This window comes from Cnuibacter physcomitrellae, assembly GCF_014640535.1.
Taxonomy (GTDB): domain Bacteria; phylum Actinomycetota; class Actinomycetes; order Actinomycetales; family Microbacteriaceae; genus Cnuibacter; species Cnuibacter physcomitrellae.
Genome location: NZ_BMHD01000001.1, coordinates 1623881 through 1636193 on the forward strand (window position 1 = coordinate 1623881; position 12313 = coordinate 1636193).

At 73.3% G+C, this 12313-nt stretch carries 13 protein-coding genes; 7 read left to right on the forward strand and 6 right to left on the reverse strand.

Annotation, left to right across the window (positions count from 1 at the left end; all coding sequences use genetic code 11):
• The first annotated feature begins 37 nt into the window (after positions 1-37).
• Together yczE and IEX69_RS07555 are read left to right on the forward strand one after the other, a co-directional pair.
• Positions 38-745, forward strand: coding sequence for a membrane protein YczE (yczE, locus tag IEX69_RS07550; protein ID WP_085020423.1), 708 nt, complete (start codon positions 38-40; stop codon positions 743-745).
• Between the two features lie 10 nt (positions 746-755).
• Positions 756-965: a hypothetical protein gene (locus IEX69_RS07555; RefSeq protein ID WP_157127250.1), complete on the forward strand. Its 210-nt coding sequence runs from the start codon at positions 756-758 to the stop codon at positions 963-965.
• A 70-nt stretch (positions 966-1035) separates the two neighbouring features.
• Here the strand turns inward: IEX69_RS07555 and IEX69_RS07560 are convergent, their stop codons facing one another.
• A complete protein-coding gene (locus IEX69_RS07560) occupies positions 1036-1698 on the reverse strand; it encodes a 4a-hydroxytetrahydrobiopterin dehydratase (RefSeq protein WP_085020425.1) in 663 nt (220 codons plus the stop codon).
• A gap of 354 nt (positions 1699-2052) precedes the next feature.
• On the reverse strand, positions 2053-2367 hold the full coding sequence (locus tag IEX69_RS07565; protein WP_085020426.1) for a tetratricopeptide repeat protein: 315 nt from the start codon (positions 2365-2367) through the stop codon (positions 2053-2055).
• 95 nt (positions 2368-2462) lie between these two features.
• Here IEX69_RS07565 and IEX69_RS07570 point away from each other — a divergent pair, with 95 nt between their 5' ends.
• The gene (locus IEX69_RS07570) at positions 2463-3128 is read left to right on the forward strand and encodes an SIMPL domain-containing protein (RefSeq protein WP_085020427.1); all 666 of its coding nucleotides are present in this window, start codon (positions 2463-2465) and stop codon (positions 3126-3128) included.
• Positions 3129-3255: 127 nt separating this feature from the next.
• Here IEX69_RS07570 and IEX69_RS07575 read toward each other — a convergent pair whose 3' ends face one another.
• The gene (locus tag IEX69_RS07575) at positions 3256-3612 is read right to left on the reverse strand and encodes a VOC family protein (protein WP_085020428.1); all 357 of its coding nucleotides are present in this window, start codon (positions 3610-3612) and stop codon (positions 3256-3258) included.
• Between the two features lie 29 nt (positions 3613-3641).
• Positions 3642-4187, reverse strand: coding sequence for a dihydrofolate reductase family protein (locus tag IEX69_RS07580; RefSeq protein WP_085020429.1), 546 nt, complete (start codon positions 4185-4187; stop codon positions 3642-3644).
• Between the two features lie 111 nt (positions 4188-4298).
• On the opposite strand from IEX69_RS07580, the gene IEX69_RS07585 reads away from it, so the two are divergent.
• The 3 genes from IEX69_RS07585 to IEX69_RS07595 all read left to right on the forward strand — a co-directional run bounded on the left by IEX69_RS07585 (position 4299) and on the right by IEX69_RS07595 (position 7399).
• A complete protein-coding gene (locus tag IEX69_RS07585; protein WP_174604485.1) occupies positions 4299-5153 on the forward strand; it encodes a maleylpyruvate isomerase N-terminal domain-containing protein in 855 nt (284 codons plus the stop codon).
• A 465-nt stretch (positions 5154-5618) separates the two neighbouring features.
• Complete coding sequence (locus IEX69_RS07590; RefSeq protein ID WP_085020431.1) at positions 5619-6875, forward strand: MFS transporter; 1257 nt, start codon at positions 5619-5621, stop codon at positions 6873-6875.
• Positions 6876-6943: 68 nt separating this feature from the next.
• Complete coding sequence (locus IEX69_RS07595; protein ID WP_085020432.1) at positions 6944-7399, forward strand: hypothetical protein; 456 nt, start codon at positions 6944-6946, stop codon at positions 7397-7399.
• 175 nt (positions 7400-7574) lie between these two features.
• On the opposite strand, the gene IEX69_RS07600 is transcribed toward IEX69_RS07595, so the two are convergent.
• Positions 7575-8507 carry an NAD(P)/FAD-dependent oxidoreductase gene (locus IEX69_RS07600; protein ID WP_085020433.1) on the reverse strand — a complete coding sequence of 311 codons (933 nt, stop codon included), beginning with the start codon at positions 8505-8507 and terminating at the stop codon, positions 7575-7577.
• A gap of 35 nt (positions 8508-8542) precedes the next feature.
• On the opposite strand from IEX69_RS07600, the gene IEX69_RS07605 reads away from it, so the two are divergent.
• Positions 8543-9187 carry a helix-turn-helix domain-containing protein gene (locus tag IEX69_RS07605; protein ID WP_085020434.1) on the forward strand — a complete coding sequence of 215 codons (645 nt, stop codon included), beginning with the start codon at positions 8543-8545 and terminating at the stop codon, positions 9185-9187.
• A 324-nt stretch (positions 9188-9511) separates the two neighbouring features.
• Here IEX69_RS07605 and IEX69_RS07610 read toward each other — a convergent pair whose 3' ends face one another.
• Positions 9512-12259, reverse strand: a complete 2748-nt coding sequence (locus IEX69_RS07610) for an HAD-IC family P-type ATPase (RefSeq protein WP_085020435.1) — start codon at positions 12257-12259, stop codon at positions 9512-9514.
• Between the last annotated feature and the right edge of the window lie 54 nt (positions 12260-12313).

Consider the following 12313-nt stretch of genomic DNA (forward strand, 5'->3'; position numbering starts at 1 on the left):
CTTGATCGGTAGCCAATGCGCCGATTGGATTGCTCTCATGCTCGGCTTCTCCCTCCGCTTCCTCCGGCTGCTCGCCGGCCTCACCCTCTACGGGTTCGCGGATGCGCTGATGATCCGCGCGGGCATCGGCGTCGATCCGTGGACGGTGTTCGCGCAGGGCTGGTCGCACGTGACGGGATGGGGCATCGGACTCCTCACCAACGTGATCGGCCTGCTCGTGCTGCTGCTCTGGATCCCGCTGCGTCAGCGTCCGGGGGTCGGCACCCTCGTCAACGTGCTGTGGGTCGGCCCGGCGATCGAGCTCGGCCTCTGGCTCGTGCCCGAGCAGACGTCGCTGCCGATGCAGGTGCTGGTGTTCGCCGCGGGCCTGATCCTGCTGGCGGTGGCGAGCGGGATCTACATCGGCGCGCGGATGGGGCCGGGGCCGCGCGACGGACTGATGACGGGCATCCACTCCCGCACCGGATGGCCGATCTGGGTGGGACGCACCGGCGTCGAGGGCTCGGTGCTGCTCATCGGGTGGCTGCTCGGCGGGAACGTGGGCGTGGGGACGGTCGTGTTCGCGGCGCTCATCGGCCCGCTGTGCTCGGTGACGCTGCCGCTGCTCGCGCCCAGCGTGGCGGCGGCGCGCACCGGGCGGGGGCGGGCGGGTGCGGATGCAGGCGGCGCCGGTGCCGCGGGGGACGTCGGATCCGCGGTCGCGGGTGCGGCCGGGCCCGCTGCCGCCGGGAGCGCACCGCGGTAGCGTGAGCATCGTGAGCGACGACAAGCACGGCATCCCCTACGACGAGCGCATCACCGGCGAGCACGACCCGAAGGATCCCGACGGGCTGCTCACCGACGATCCATCGCAGCTCGACGCCGACGATCGCGACCCCGATGCGCCCCTCGAGGAGACCGCATCCGACCACTACCCGACGATCCCCTCCCACCACGGCGTGACGCAGTCGGGGCCCGAGGCGTAGCCTCCGGACCTCCGCCGCCGGCTGTCGGCTCTGAGCGGACGGCCTCTCGCGGTCGTCCCGTCGGGCTGAGTCAGGCGCTCCACTCGCTGTCGTCGCGCCAGGGGGCGAGATCGACCTCGTTGCCCTCGGGGTCGGCGAGCGTCCACCACTCGGGGGCGTCCGCGTCGCGGACGATCCGGCCGCCCGCGGCGAGCGCCGCCGCGATGCGCTCCTCGATGCGGTCGCGGCCGACGTAGACGTCGATGTGGATCGTGTTGCGCTCGGGCCGCCGCGCCTCGATCTGCTGGATCCACACGTTCGGCCCGACGGCGCGTGCGTCCTCGAGGTCGGCCTCGTCGCGGGGCTCGTACCCGAGCACCGCCTGCCAGAACGCTCGGACGGCCGCGACGTCGACGGCGTCGATGGCGATCTGGATGCTCTGCACCCGCGATGGGTCGGCGCGGACGCCGAGCTCGCTCGCCGCCTGCGAGATGCGGCGGGCCAGCTCGAGGTCGCGTCGGCTGATGTCGCCGAGGTCGTGGCTGACCAGCCGCACGGCGAGACCCGCGTAGCGGAGGTCGAGGTCGGGGTGGTGCTCGAGCTCCTCCGCCGCCCGACCGATGGCCGCCACGAGGGCGGCGCCCGTGGCGAAGTCGCCGGTGTCGAACCAGGCGCGGGCGCCGTCGCCCACCACCCGCCAGTCGGCGGTGCCGTCCGCCGCGCGGAACTCCCGCGGAGAGATCGCGTCGCTCATGCCCACCGTCCTACCTCCGTCCCGCCTCCCCCGCACGCCCCGCCGCCGGCGCCGCCGCGGCGCGCCTCGCGCGGTGCGCGGACGCGGTGCTGCGCCCGGGCCAACTCCGGACTTTCACCGCGACACGCCGTGCCGAGTCCGGAGTTGGCTCCGATCGGGCCGGAACTCCGGAGTTAGCTCGCTCGAAACAGTCCCAGCCGGAAGGCAGACGGGGCGCACGGGACCGCATCCGCCCGGCCACCGGCATGGGGTCAGCCACGCCCCTGGTTGGCCGGGCTGAGCCAACTCCGGACTCTCGCCGCGACACGCCGCACTGAGTCCGGAGTTGGTGCAGAAGCCGTCGGAACTCCGGAGTCAGCCCCGGAGCAGCAGCTCGACGGCGGCGTCGGGCTCGCCGACGTTGCGCAGCGAGCTCGCGAGCTGGATCACCGCCTGGGGCCGACGCTCCCCGTCCAGTCCGGCCTCGAGCGCGGACCGGTAGAGGTCGACGGCCTCCTGCTCGTATCCGAGGGAGTCGTGCACGGACGCCCACTCGTACAGCGCCTCCGCATCGCCGTCGGGGCGCTCGGCCACGAGCATCCGCATGCTCTCTCGCATGCCGTCCCGGTCGTCCTCGTCGAAGTCGCGCCAGAAGGCCTCGATCCGCTCGTCCCAGCTCTCGTCGCTCATCCCTCCATCCTCTCCCGACAGGATGCCGACGCCTCCCGGCACGATGCGGACGCCCCTCCGAGAGGATGCGGACGCACCCCCGGTAGGGTGCCGTCATGAGCGAGACCGTCATCACCGTCGAGGGCCACTTCGATCACCACCACCCCGCCGAGCGCGGGACGGTACTGGTGAGCGTGGGCTTCCAGGGCCCCGACCGCGAACCGGTCGTCGCCCGCACGACGTCGCTGCACGGCCGGATCGCCGAAGAGGCCGAGCGGATGCGGACCGACGGCGCCGTGACCTGGTGGTCGGCCGACCGTCTGCGCGTGTGGAGCGAGCGCCCGTGGAACAAGGACGGGAAGCAGCTGCCGCTCGTGCACCACGCCGCGGTGGCGTCGGAGGTCAAGTTCGCCGACCTCGCGAGGCTCGCGGCGTGGGTGGAGTCGACCGCGGCGCTCGAGGGCGTGACGATCACGGGCATCCGCTGGGCGCTCACCGAGGTCACGAAGGAGCGGCTCAGCGCCGACGCGCAGCACCGGGCGGTGCAGGATGCGGTGACCCGCGCCTCCGCTTACGCTCAGAGCCTCGGGCTGACCACCGTGCGGCCGCTGGCGATCGCCGACCCGGGGATGCTCGGGGACGAGTCGCGCCCGCAGTCCGCCGCCCCGGCTGCGCCGATGGCCCGCGCCGCTGCCGCCGCGAAGGAGTCGGGCGGCCTCGACCTGAAGCCCGAGGACGTCACGATCTCGGCCCGCGTCCACGCGCGCTTCGCCGCCTCCTGAACGCGCGCACCCACCCGGCCCGCGAGGCCGCGCGCACGCGCTCGGCTTTGTCCACGAGACGCACGTTCTCGGCCGCAGGAACGGACATCCGGTGGACAAAGCCCGCTCAGCGGACGAGCGCACCGGGTCAGTCGCTGAGCTGCCAGCGAGTGCCCCACGGGTCGGTGAAGTCGGAGATCGTCTTCCCCGTGACGGGGATGACCGTGTCGGTCCGGCTGAATCCGGCGCCCGTGAGCGCGGTGATGCGCTCGGCATCCTCCGCCTGCGACCGCGACCGGAAGGCGATGTGGTCGACGACCATCCGGTCGAGCGTCGCATCCTCACGCAGCTCGAACACGACCTGGCCCTCGCCGGGGAGGGCGACCTCGACCGAGCCGCGCTCCGGGATCCGCCTCACCTCGACGAGTCCGAGGCCCGCGAACCAGGCGATCGTCTCCTCGAGGTCGGGGACCTTGAGGTCGATGTGGTCGACTGCCTCGAGCATCCGGGCCTCCTTCGGCGACGTGCTCCAGGCTAGCGCGGGCCGTACACGGAGACGACGTTGCCCTTCGCCGTGGTGCGGCTCTCGAGCAGCGACACGCGGGTGAGGGGCCCCTCGTCGCCGAAGAGGCGCGTCCCGCGGCCGGCGAACACCGGATGCACGGTCAGGGTGAGCCGGTCGAGCACCCCGGCGACGAGCAGCCGCCGCACGACGCTGATGCTGCCCTGCACGGCGATGTCGCCCCCGTCCTGCTGCTTGAGGCCCTCGACGAAGCCCACGAGATCGCCCTCGATGAGGGAGGAGTTCTCCCACTCGAGCTCGGGTGCCAGCGTCGTGGACGCCACGTGCTTCGGCGTGCCGTTGATGAACTCGGCGAATTCGCCGTCCCGGGAGGCGGTCGGCCAGTACGCCGCCCACTCCTGGTAGGTCACGCGGCCGAGGACGATCGCGTCCTGCCGGGCGATGGCCTCGCCCATCATGGCGCCGAGGTCATCGTCGAAGGCGTCGCCCTGGAACTCGTGCGGCGCCGACACGACGCCGTCGATCGAGGAGAAGAGATGGGCAGTGACGAGGCGCATGATGGCAGTCCTTCCGGTGTGGTCCGGCTCCATGGTGGGGGATCATGGGCCGGAGGGGAAGGGCCTTCCACGGCTCATCCCGCAAGGACCCCGACCCGGAAGGCGGACCCCGTGGACCCACGCACCCACCTCGACGGCCTCGCGTCCGCGGTGGCCCGCCTGCGCGACGTCCTCGCCGATGGAGACCTCGACGCCCCCGTGTCGGGCTGCCCCGGGTGGACGCTGGCGGATCTCGGTGCGCACGTCGGCTCCATCTACCGCTTCGCGCGCACGGGACTCGTCGAGCACCGCGGCCTCGACGCGAAGGACCCGGGCCCGACCGAGCGCGAGCCGATGCTCGCCTGGTTCGACGAGGGGGCGGATGCGCTGCTCACCGCCCTGCGAGCGATCGACGCCCGCGGCGGCTGGGACGAGCCCGCGTGGACGATGGCGCCGCCCGCCACCGCCGCGTTCTGGGTGCGGCGCCAGCATCACGAGACCGCGCTGCACCTCTGGGACGCCCTCGAGTCGCAGGGCGCCGACCCCGCCGAGGCCGCCGCGCTCGCGCTCGACGCCGCAACCGCCGCCGACGGGGTCGACGAGATCGTGCGGATGTTCTTCCCGCGCCAGGTGCGCCTCGGCCGCCTCGCCCCGCTCGACGACGCCCTCGGCCTCGTCCTGCGCCCCGTGGGGGGCGCGGGTGCGGATGCGGAGGGCGCGGTCGCGGGTGCCGCGGACGGTGCGGGTGCCGGGGAGAGTGCGGGTGCCGGGGAGAGTGCGGGGGCCGCCTCGCCGGTACTGACCGGGGACGGCGGTGCGGGTGGCGGGAGCGTCGAGGGGACTGCCTCCGACGCCGTACTCGCCGGGCCGCCGTCCTCCGTCCTGCTGGCGCTGTGGAAGCGGATCCCGCTCGACTCCCCCGGGCTCAGCATCACCGGCGACCGCGCCGCTGCCGCGCGGGTCGTCTCCGCGGCGATCACACCCTGAGCCGGCTCCACCGCCGCGGGCGCCAGGCGCCCGTCACCGCCGTCGAGTGCTCACCATGTGCTGCATCCCTCGAGAGATGGCCCCCATCCTGAGCACTCGACCACGCATCCCCTCCCGCCAGGCACCCGCCCGCGCGCGCAGCGTCGAGTGCTCACCATCAGCCGCATCCCTCCCGGAGCCCGCGCCGATCCTGAGCACTCGACCGCGCACCCTCCCCTCCCGCCAGGCACCCGCCCGGGGGCGCAGCATCGAGTGCTCACCATTAGCAGCATCCCTCCCGGACCCGGCGCCGATCCTGAGCACTCGACCGCGCATCCACCCTCCCCGCCAGGCACCCACCCCGAACGCGCAGCAGCGAGTGCTCACCATGTGCTGCATCCCTCCCGGAGCCCGCGCCGATCGTGAGCACTCGACCGCGCGTCCGCGCGGGCACGGGTGACGCCGGCGAGCGATAGCGTGGAGCGGATGTTCGCCGTGCTGCGCACCCGCGGGGTGCCCTACCTCCTCACGACGTCCGTCATCGGACGGCTTGCGTCGGCGATGGCGGCCCTCGCGCTGGTGCGGCTCGTGGTGGGCCAAGGCGGGGAGTACGGATACGCGTCCATCGTCGGCGCGACGTACGTGATCGCGGGGATGGTCGGCCAACCGCTCCTCAGCCGCCTGATCGACCGGAGCGGACGGCGCCGCGGGGTGCTCGTCGGCTCGACGCTGCTGGCGACCGCCGGCTACGTGGGCACGGCCTGGGCCGCGGTGCAGATCCCCGCAGTGGGTCTCGTCGCGGTCGCCGCGGCGGGCTTCTTCACCCCGCCGATCGAGCCCGCGCTGCGCGCGCTGTGGCCCGCGCTGGTGGAGGAGCGCCGCCTCACCTCGGCGTTCGCGCTCGATGCCGCGGCCCAGGAGGTGGGCTTCATCGTGGGTCCTCTCGCCACGGTCGCGGGGATCGCCCTCGCCGGGGTGCAGGGGAACGTGCTCCTCATGGGCGCGATCGGCCTCGCCGGCGGACTGGCGTTCGCCGCGCATCCCCGCCTGGGTCGGACGGCACCCGCGGTCGGCGCGCCGGCGGCCACCACGCCGACCACCGGGCGGCACGGGTCGCCCCTCACGTCGGCGGCGTTCCGTCGGATCGTCCTCACCATGGCGGCCGCCGCGGTGCCGGTCGGGGCGCTGACGATCGTCGCGACCGAGTACGCCGCCCTCGCCGGATCCCCCGACCTGAGCTCGTGGGCCATCGCGGTCAACGCCGGCGGAGCGCTCACCGGAGCGCTCGTGTTCGGTCGGTTCCCTCCGCGCGCGTCGGCGGCAGCCCTCATCCGCCCGCTCGCGCTCGGCCTCGCCGTGCTCTACCTCCCGCTCGCCGCCTGGATGCTCCCCGCCGCGGCCTGGCTCGCACTGGCCTTCGCGTCGGGGCTGCTGCTGCCCCCGCTGCTGACCCAGGTCTTCACCCAGACGCCGCTGACCGTGAGCGAGCGCCATCGCACGGAGGCGAACGCCTGGGTGGTGAGCGCGTTCGCCGTCGGAGTGGCGGCGGGGACGCTCGCGTCCGGCTTCCTCGTGCAGCTGCTCCCCGCCGGGCTCGGGGTGAGCGCGGCGGTGGCCGTCGGCGCGGTCGTCGGCGCCCTCGGCGGAGCCCAGGCCGGCCTCCGCGCCCTCACCCCGCCCGCTGCATCCGAGGGACCCCACCCCGATCCGTCACTTTCCGAGAGTGCGGGCCGCGCCGACTAGCGGAAAGTGACGGATCAGGGGCCCGCCCCGCACGCACCGCGGCCCGGCCCTGCCGCTACAGTGAGGGCATGACGCAGGCGGGCGCGAGCACCGACAGGGCCGTGGAGCGCGGCGCCGAGGCGGCCGCCCGGCCACGACGCCCCGCGGAGGTCACCGTCGTGGTGGTGCTCACGTACGTCGTCGGGGTCCTGACGCTCCTGTTCGGGATACTGCTGATCCTGCTCCGGTACGACGCGGACCTCCAGGCCGAGGGTCTCGCCTTCGGCGTCACCCTGGCGGGCGCGATCACGATCCTCTTCGGATTCTTCACCCTCGCGCTCGCGTCGCTCATCTCGCGTGCGGATCGGGCGGCACGGGTCATCCTCACGGTGATCCTGGGCCTCAACATCCTGTGGGACGTGCTCATCATCGTGGGCTCCGACACCGTCGACCTCGTCGCGATCATCGACGCCGTCCTCGTGGCCGCCGTCATCGCCGTGCTGTGGGTCGGCCGCGCCGCCCGCTTCTTCCGCCGTCCGGCCTGAGGCCCCGCGGAGAGCGACGTCGAAAGGTATCGTCAGCGCCGATACGACCCGTCTACGGCGGTTCGCGGCGTCTGACGGTACCTTTCGACGATCACCCGACGCCGCACGCGGCCCGCCGGCGCGCACCGGCAGGGCACCCCGCCCCGCGCGCGGGCACGCAGCCGGCCGGCGCGCGTCAGAGCGCGGCGAGATCCGCGAAGATGAGGTCCGCGTTGACCGCGGTGGCGGCCGCCACGCCCTCGCTGATCGCGATCGGGACGAGCGCTGCGGGATTCGCCGCGTTGCCGATCGCCCACAGGCCCGGCACCGTCGTGCGGCCCGTGGCATCCCGCACCGGGATGGACACGCCCTGCATCTCCGTCATCTCCGCTCCGAGGTCGGCGACGAAGGTCGACTCCGCCGCGAGCGATCCCTTCACGAACAGCCGGTCGACCCCCACCAGCGTGCCGTCGTCGAGCTCGACACCCTCCAGGGCTCCACGCTCCCCGACCACCCCGCGGATGCCGCGCGGCTCGACCCGCACCCCTCGAGCAGCGAGCAGACGCAGGTCCTCCCCCGTCGGCGCCGCGTCGCCGAGGAGTCCGGTGAACAGCGTGACGTCCGGCGACCAGTGCCGGATCATCTGCGCGTAATGAGCGCTCATCTCCCCCGTCGGGATCACGCCCAGACGGCGGTCGCGCGACTCCCAGCCATCGCAGTACGGGCACGCCACCGCACCGTCGCCCCAGTGCTCCGCCAGCCCCGGCACCGCGGGGAGCTCGTCCCGCAGGCCGGTCGCGATCACGAGTCGGCGGGCGGATGCGCGTCCGCCGCCCACCGCATCCGTCACCACCTCGAAGGCGCCACCGGTCGACGACACCGCGGTGACGCGCCCCTGCACGACCTCCCCGCCGTACCCGGCGACCTCCTCGCGGCCCACGCGCACCAGCTCGAGCGGCGACCATCCGTCGCGGCCGAGCACTCCGTGCATGTGCCCGGCGAAGCGGTTGCGCGGCTCGGCCGCGTCGATCACGAGCACGCGGCGGCGAGCGCGGCTCAACACGAGGGCGGCGCTGAGCCCCGCCGATCCGCCGCCGACGACGATGACATCCCACTGGTCCTGTTCCATGGACCCAGCCTGATGGCCGGTGTACGATCGGGCAAATGAGCTTGCCGGATCAGCAATCCACGCTCGAGGCGCGCCCTCACGAGCATCCCGCACACGGTCCGCAGACGTCGTCGGTGGATGCGGCGGGAGCCGGGGAGCGCATCCGCGCCGCCCGTCAGCAGCAGTCGCTCACGCTCGCCGACCTCTCGGAGCGCAGCGGGATCTCCGTGAGCACCCTGTCCCGGCTCGAGAGCGGCAAGCGCAGACTCACGCTCGAGATGGTGGTCGACATCGCGGAGGCCCTCGGGGTCCCGCTCGACGACCTGATCACGCGGTCGCGTGCGACGGATCCCCGCGTCCGAGGCAGGTCGTTCGCGGTGGGCGACAAGACCTTCATGCCGCTGTCGCGGCGCTCGGGTCCGCTGCAGGCGTACAAGGAGGTGCTGCCGCCGGTGCACCCCGACTATGTGCCGACCCAGTCCACCCACGAGGGATGGGATTGGATCTACGTGCTCTCGGGTCGCGTCCGCGTGCTCCTCGGCGACCAGGACGTGATCCTCGAGCCCGGCGAGGCGGCCGAGTTCGACACGAGGGTGCCGCACGCCGTCCTCAACCCCGGGCCGGGCACGGCGGAGATCATCAACCTGTTCAGCACCGCCGGCGAGCGCTTCCACCTCCGCGCCAGCACCTCCCCGCGCTGATCCCGCGCCTCCCGCCGCCCGCCGCGCTCCCCGCGGTCACCTCGACACCGATTCCGCCCAACCGCCGCGATATGCCGCGGGGTCTCCGCGATTCGGTGCTGAACGTCACCCGCCCACGCGTCGCGGCGCCATCGCCCGACGCTCATCACGGAATACGAGCAACCCCCGCGCTATTCCGCGAGGTCGACCACATTCCGTGACCAGCAACGTCGCTTCCCGCCGATCACCGCCACCTCGACACCGAATCCGCCCAACCTCCCCGATATGCCGCGGGGTAAGCGGGATCCGGTGCTGAACGTCCTCCGCCACCCCGCGCGGCGGCGCTCAGCGCGCTCGCGAGCGCGCGGCGCGCGCCTCGCGCCGGCGTGCCTCGTCGAGCGAGCGCAGGAAGCGGCGGTGGATGGCGCGGACCACCTCGATCGCGCCGATCGACGCCGCGGTGGTGACGATCACCAGCACCGCGGTGTCGGGGCCGGGGTCGGTGAGCTGCAGGAAGTCGCCCACGATCGGGATCGAGTACACCAGGATCAAGCCGATCATCATCGCCCCGACGATGAACGTCTTGAACAGGGTGATGGGGCGCGAAAGCACCACGAGGATCCAGAGCCCGATGATGGTGAGGACCAGCGTGGTGCCGGTGCGCAGCTCCTCCTCGGGGATGCCGAGGCTCGTCGCCATCCGCGAGTAGAACGCGAGGGCGATGGTCACGACGACGCCGGCGGGGATCGCGAAGGACAGCGACCGCCGCAGGAACCCGGGCGAGTAGCGCTGCGCGTTCGGCAGGAGCGCGAGGAAGAACGCGGGCAGCCCGATGGTGAGCCCGTCGATGACGGAGAGCTGACGCGGCAGGAACGGGAACTGCATCAGCATCGCGCCGAACACCACTGCGAGGCCGGTGGCGTAGGCGGTCTTCGTGAGGAACAGCATCGAGACGCGCTCGATGTTCGCGATGACCTGCCGACCCTCGGCGACGACTCCGGGCAGGTGCGAGAAGCGTCCGTCGAGCAGGATGAGCCGCGCCACGGCCTTCGTCGCCGGAGAGCCCGAGTTCATCGCGATGCCGATGTCGGCCTCCTTGATCGCGAGGGCGTCGTTCACGCCGTCGCCGGTCATCGCCACGGTGCGTCCGGCCGCCTTCAGCGCGAGCACGATGCGCTTCTTCTGCTCGGGTGTCACGCGTCCGAAGACGACCTCGTCGCGGAGGAGGTCGATGAGCTCGTCCTCGTCGTCGGGCAGCTGTCGGGCGTCGAAGCCGTGCGGAGCGTCCAGCCCGACCTCGCGCGCGATCGCCGCCACGGTCTGCGGGTTGTCGCCCGAGATCACCCGCACGTCGACGCCCTGCGAGGCGAAGTACGCGAGGGTCTCGCGCGCATCCGGCCGCACGCTCTCGCGGAAGGTGAGCAGCGACACCGGCTCGAGGTCGGCGGGCAGCTCCTCGGATGCGTCGAGCTCCCCCTCCGCTCCGTGCGGCGAGCGCGCGAGCACGAGGGTGCGGCGTCCGCTCGCCGCGAGCGCCGCCGCCGACTCGAGCAGGTCGATGGATGCGCCGGGCACCGCACCGGCGCCGTCGCCCGCACGCGCGGCGCCGCCCGGTCCTCCGCCGGCCGCCTCCGCGCCCGCGGCTGCAACGCCGGTCGTCGCGTCCGCGCGGCCGCCCACCGCACCCGCGCCCCCCCGCCGCTCGCCGGCCGCGCCCACACCCGCGGCCCCTGGCGCCGGGATCACCGCACCTGCAGGGAACACCATCTCGGGGCCGCCGAGCACCCAGGTGCCCTCCGCTCCCGATCCGCTCCCGAAGCTCACCGCGCTCCACTTCCGGGCGGACGAGAACGCGGTCCTCCCCACCGGCTCACCGGAGGGCGCCGCGGTGAACCGCTCGGCGAGGCACTTGGCGGTGGCGTTCGAGTCGGGCTGCACGCCCCACCAGGCGAGGACGGCATCCCAGCCCGGCGCATCCTCGACGGCGATCGGATGCGCGTCGTCGAACACGATGTCGCCCTCGGTGAGCGTGCCGGTCTTGTCGAGGCAGATGATGTCGATGCGGGCGAGGCCCTCCACCGCCGGGAGCTCCTGCACGAGCACCTTCTGCCGTGCGAGCTTCACCGCCCCGACCGCGAACGCGATGCTCGTCATGAGCACGAGCCCGAGCGGGATCATCGCCACCAGCGCGGCGATCGTGCCGACCACCGCCTGGCGCCAGGACTCGTCCTGGAACGCCCGCTCCCATCCGCCGGCCGCGATCACCTGCGAGTTGAGCACGAGCAGGGCGACGGGGCCGATGATCCACGAGACCCAGCGCAGCACGCGGTTGATCGAGGTGCGCAGCTCGGAGGCGACGAGCGAGAACCGCTTCGCCTCGTCGGCGAAGCGGTTGGCGAAGCTGTCGGCGCCGAGCTTGTCGGCGCGCGCGTACCCCTCGCCGGCGACGACGACGGATCCCGAGAGCACCTCCGTGCCCGGGATCTTGTCGATCGCATCCGACTCGCCGGTGAGCATCGACTCGTCGAGCTGCAGCCCGTTCGAGAACACCACGACGCTGTCGGCGGGCACCTGATCGCCGGCGCGGAGGACGAGGAGGTCGCCCTTCACGACGTCCTGCGTCGGCACCTCGACCTCGACGCCGTCGCGGCGCACCCGCGCGTCGGCCGCGTTGAGCAGCGCCAGGCGGTCGAGCGCGAGCTTCGCGCGATACTCCTGGATCGAGCCGATCAGCGCGTTCGCGATGGCGCTGAAGCCGAACAGCGCGTCCTGCCACCGCCCGACGAGCAGCAGCACCAGGAAGCAGCCCGCGATGATCGCGTTGAACAGCGTGAAGACGTTGGCCCGGACGATGCTCCACACGCTCCGGCTCGAGTCGGCGACGAACGCGTTCGTCTCCCCCGCCGCGATGCGCTCGGCGACGCCGGCCGCGGAGAGGCCCGCGAGGTCGAGCGGCTCGTCGCGCTCCGGCGTCTCCGGCCGGGCCTCGACGCTCCTCGACTCCTCATCCGGCTCGAGGTACGCGGCCTGCGGTCCGGCGTTCCCGCCCGCCGCGGCGCCGTCGCGCGCGTCGCCCTGCCCGACCGTGCCCATGGCGCCTCCCGTCCGCTGCGACGAGCATATCGACCGCCCCGTCGCGCTAGCGCC

Coding starts and splice junctions, on each gene's coding strand:
- IEX69_RS07600 (WP_085020433.1), bottom strand. CDS start 8,507: ATGGAACAGGACCAGTGGGATGTCATCGTCGTCGGCGGCGGATCGGCG.
- yczE (WP_085020423.1), top strand. CDS start 38: ATGCTCGGCTTCTCCCTCCGCTTCCTCCGGCTGCTCGCCGGCCTCACC.
- IEX69_RS07565 (WP_085020426.1), bottom strand. CDS start 2,367: ATGAGCGACGAGAGCTGGGACGAGCGGATCGAGGCCTTCTGGCGCGAC.
- IEX69_RS07580 (WP_085020429.1), bottom strand. CDS start 4,187: ATGCGCCTCGTCACTGCCCATCTCTTCTCCTCGATCGACGGCGTCGTG.
- IEX69_RS07590 (WP_085020431.1), top strand. CDS start 5,619: ATGTTCGCCGTGCTGCGCACCCGCGGGGTGCCCTACCTCCTCACGACG.
- IEX69_RS07605 (WP_085020434.1), top strand. CDS start 8,543: ATGAGCTTGCCGGATCAGCAATCCACGCTCGAGGCGCGCCCTCACGAG.
- IEX69_RS07595 (WP_085020432.1), top strand. CDS start 6,944: ATGACGCAGGCGGGCGCGAGCACCGACAGGGCCGTGGAGCGCGGCGCC.
- IEX69_RS07560 (WP_085020425.1), bottom strand. CDS start 1,698: ATGAGCGACGCGATCTCTCCGCGGGAGTTCCGCGCGGCGGACGGCACC.
- IEX69_RS07570 (WP_085020427.1), top strand. CDS start 2,463: ATGAGCGAGACCGTCATCACCGTCGAGGGCCACTTCGATCACCACCAC.
- IEX69_RS07575 (WP_085020428.1), bottom strand. CDS start 3,612: ATGCTCGAGGCAGTCGACCACATCGACCTCAAGGTCCCCGACCTCGAG.
- IEX69_RS07610 (WP_085020435.1), bottom strand. CDS start 12,259: ATGGGCACGGTCGGGCAGGGCGACGCGCGCGACGGCGCCGCGGCGGGC.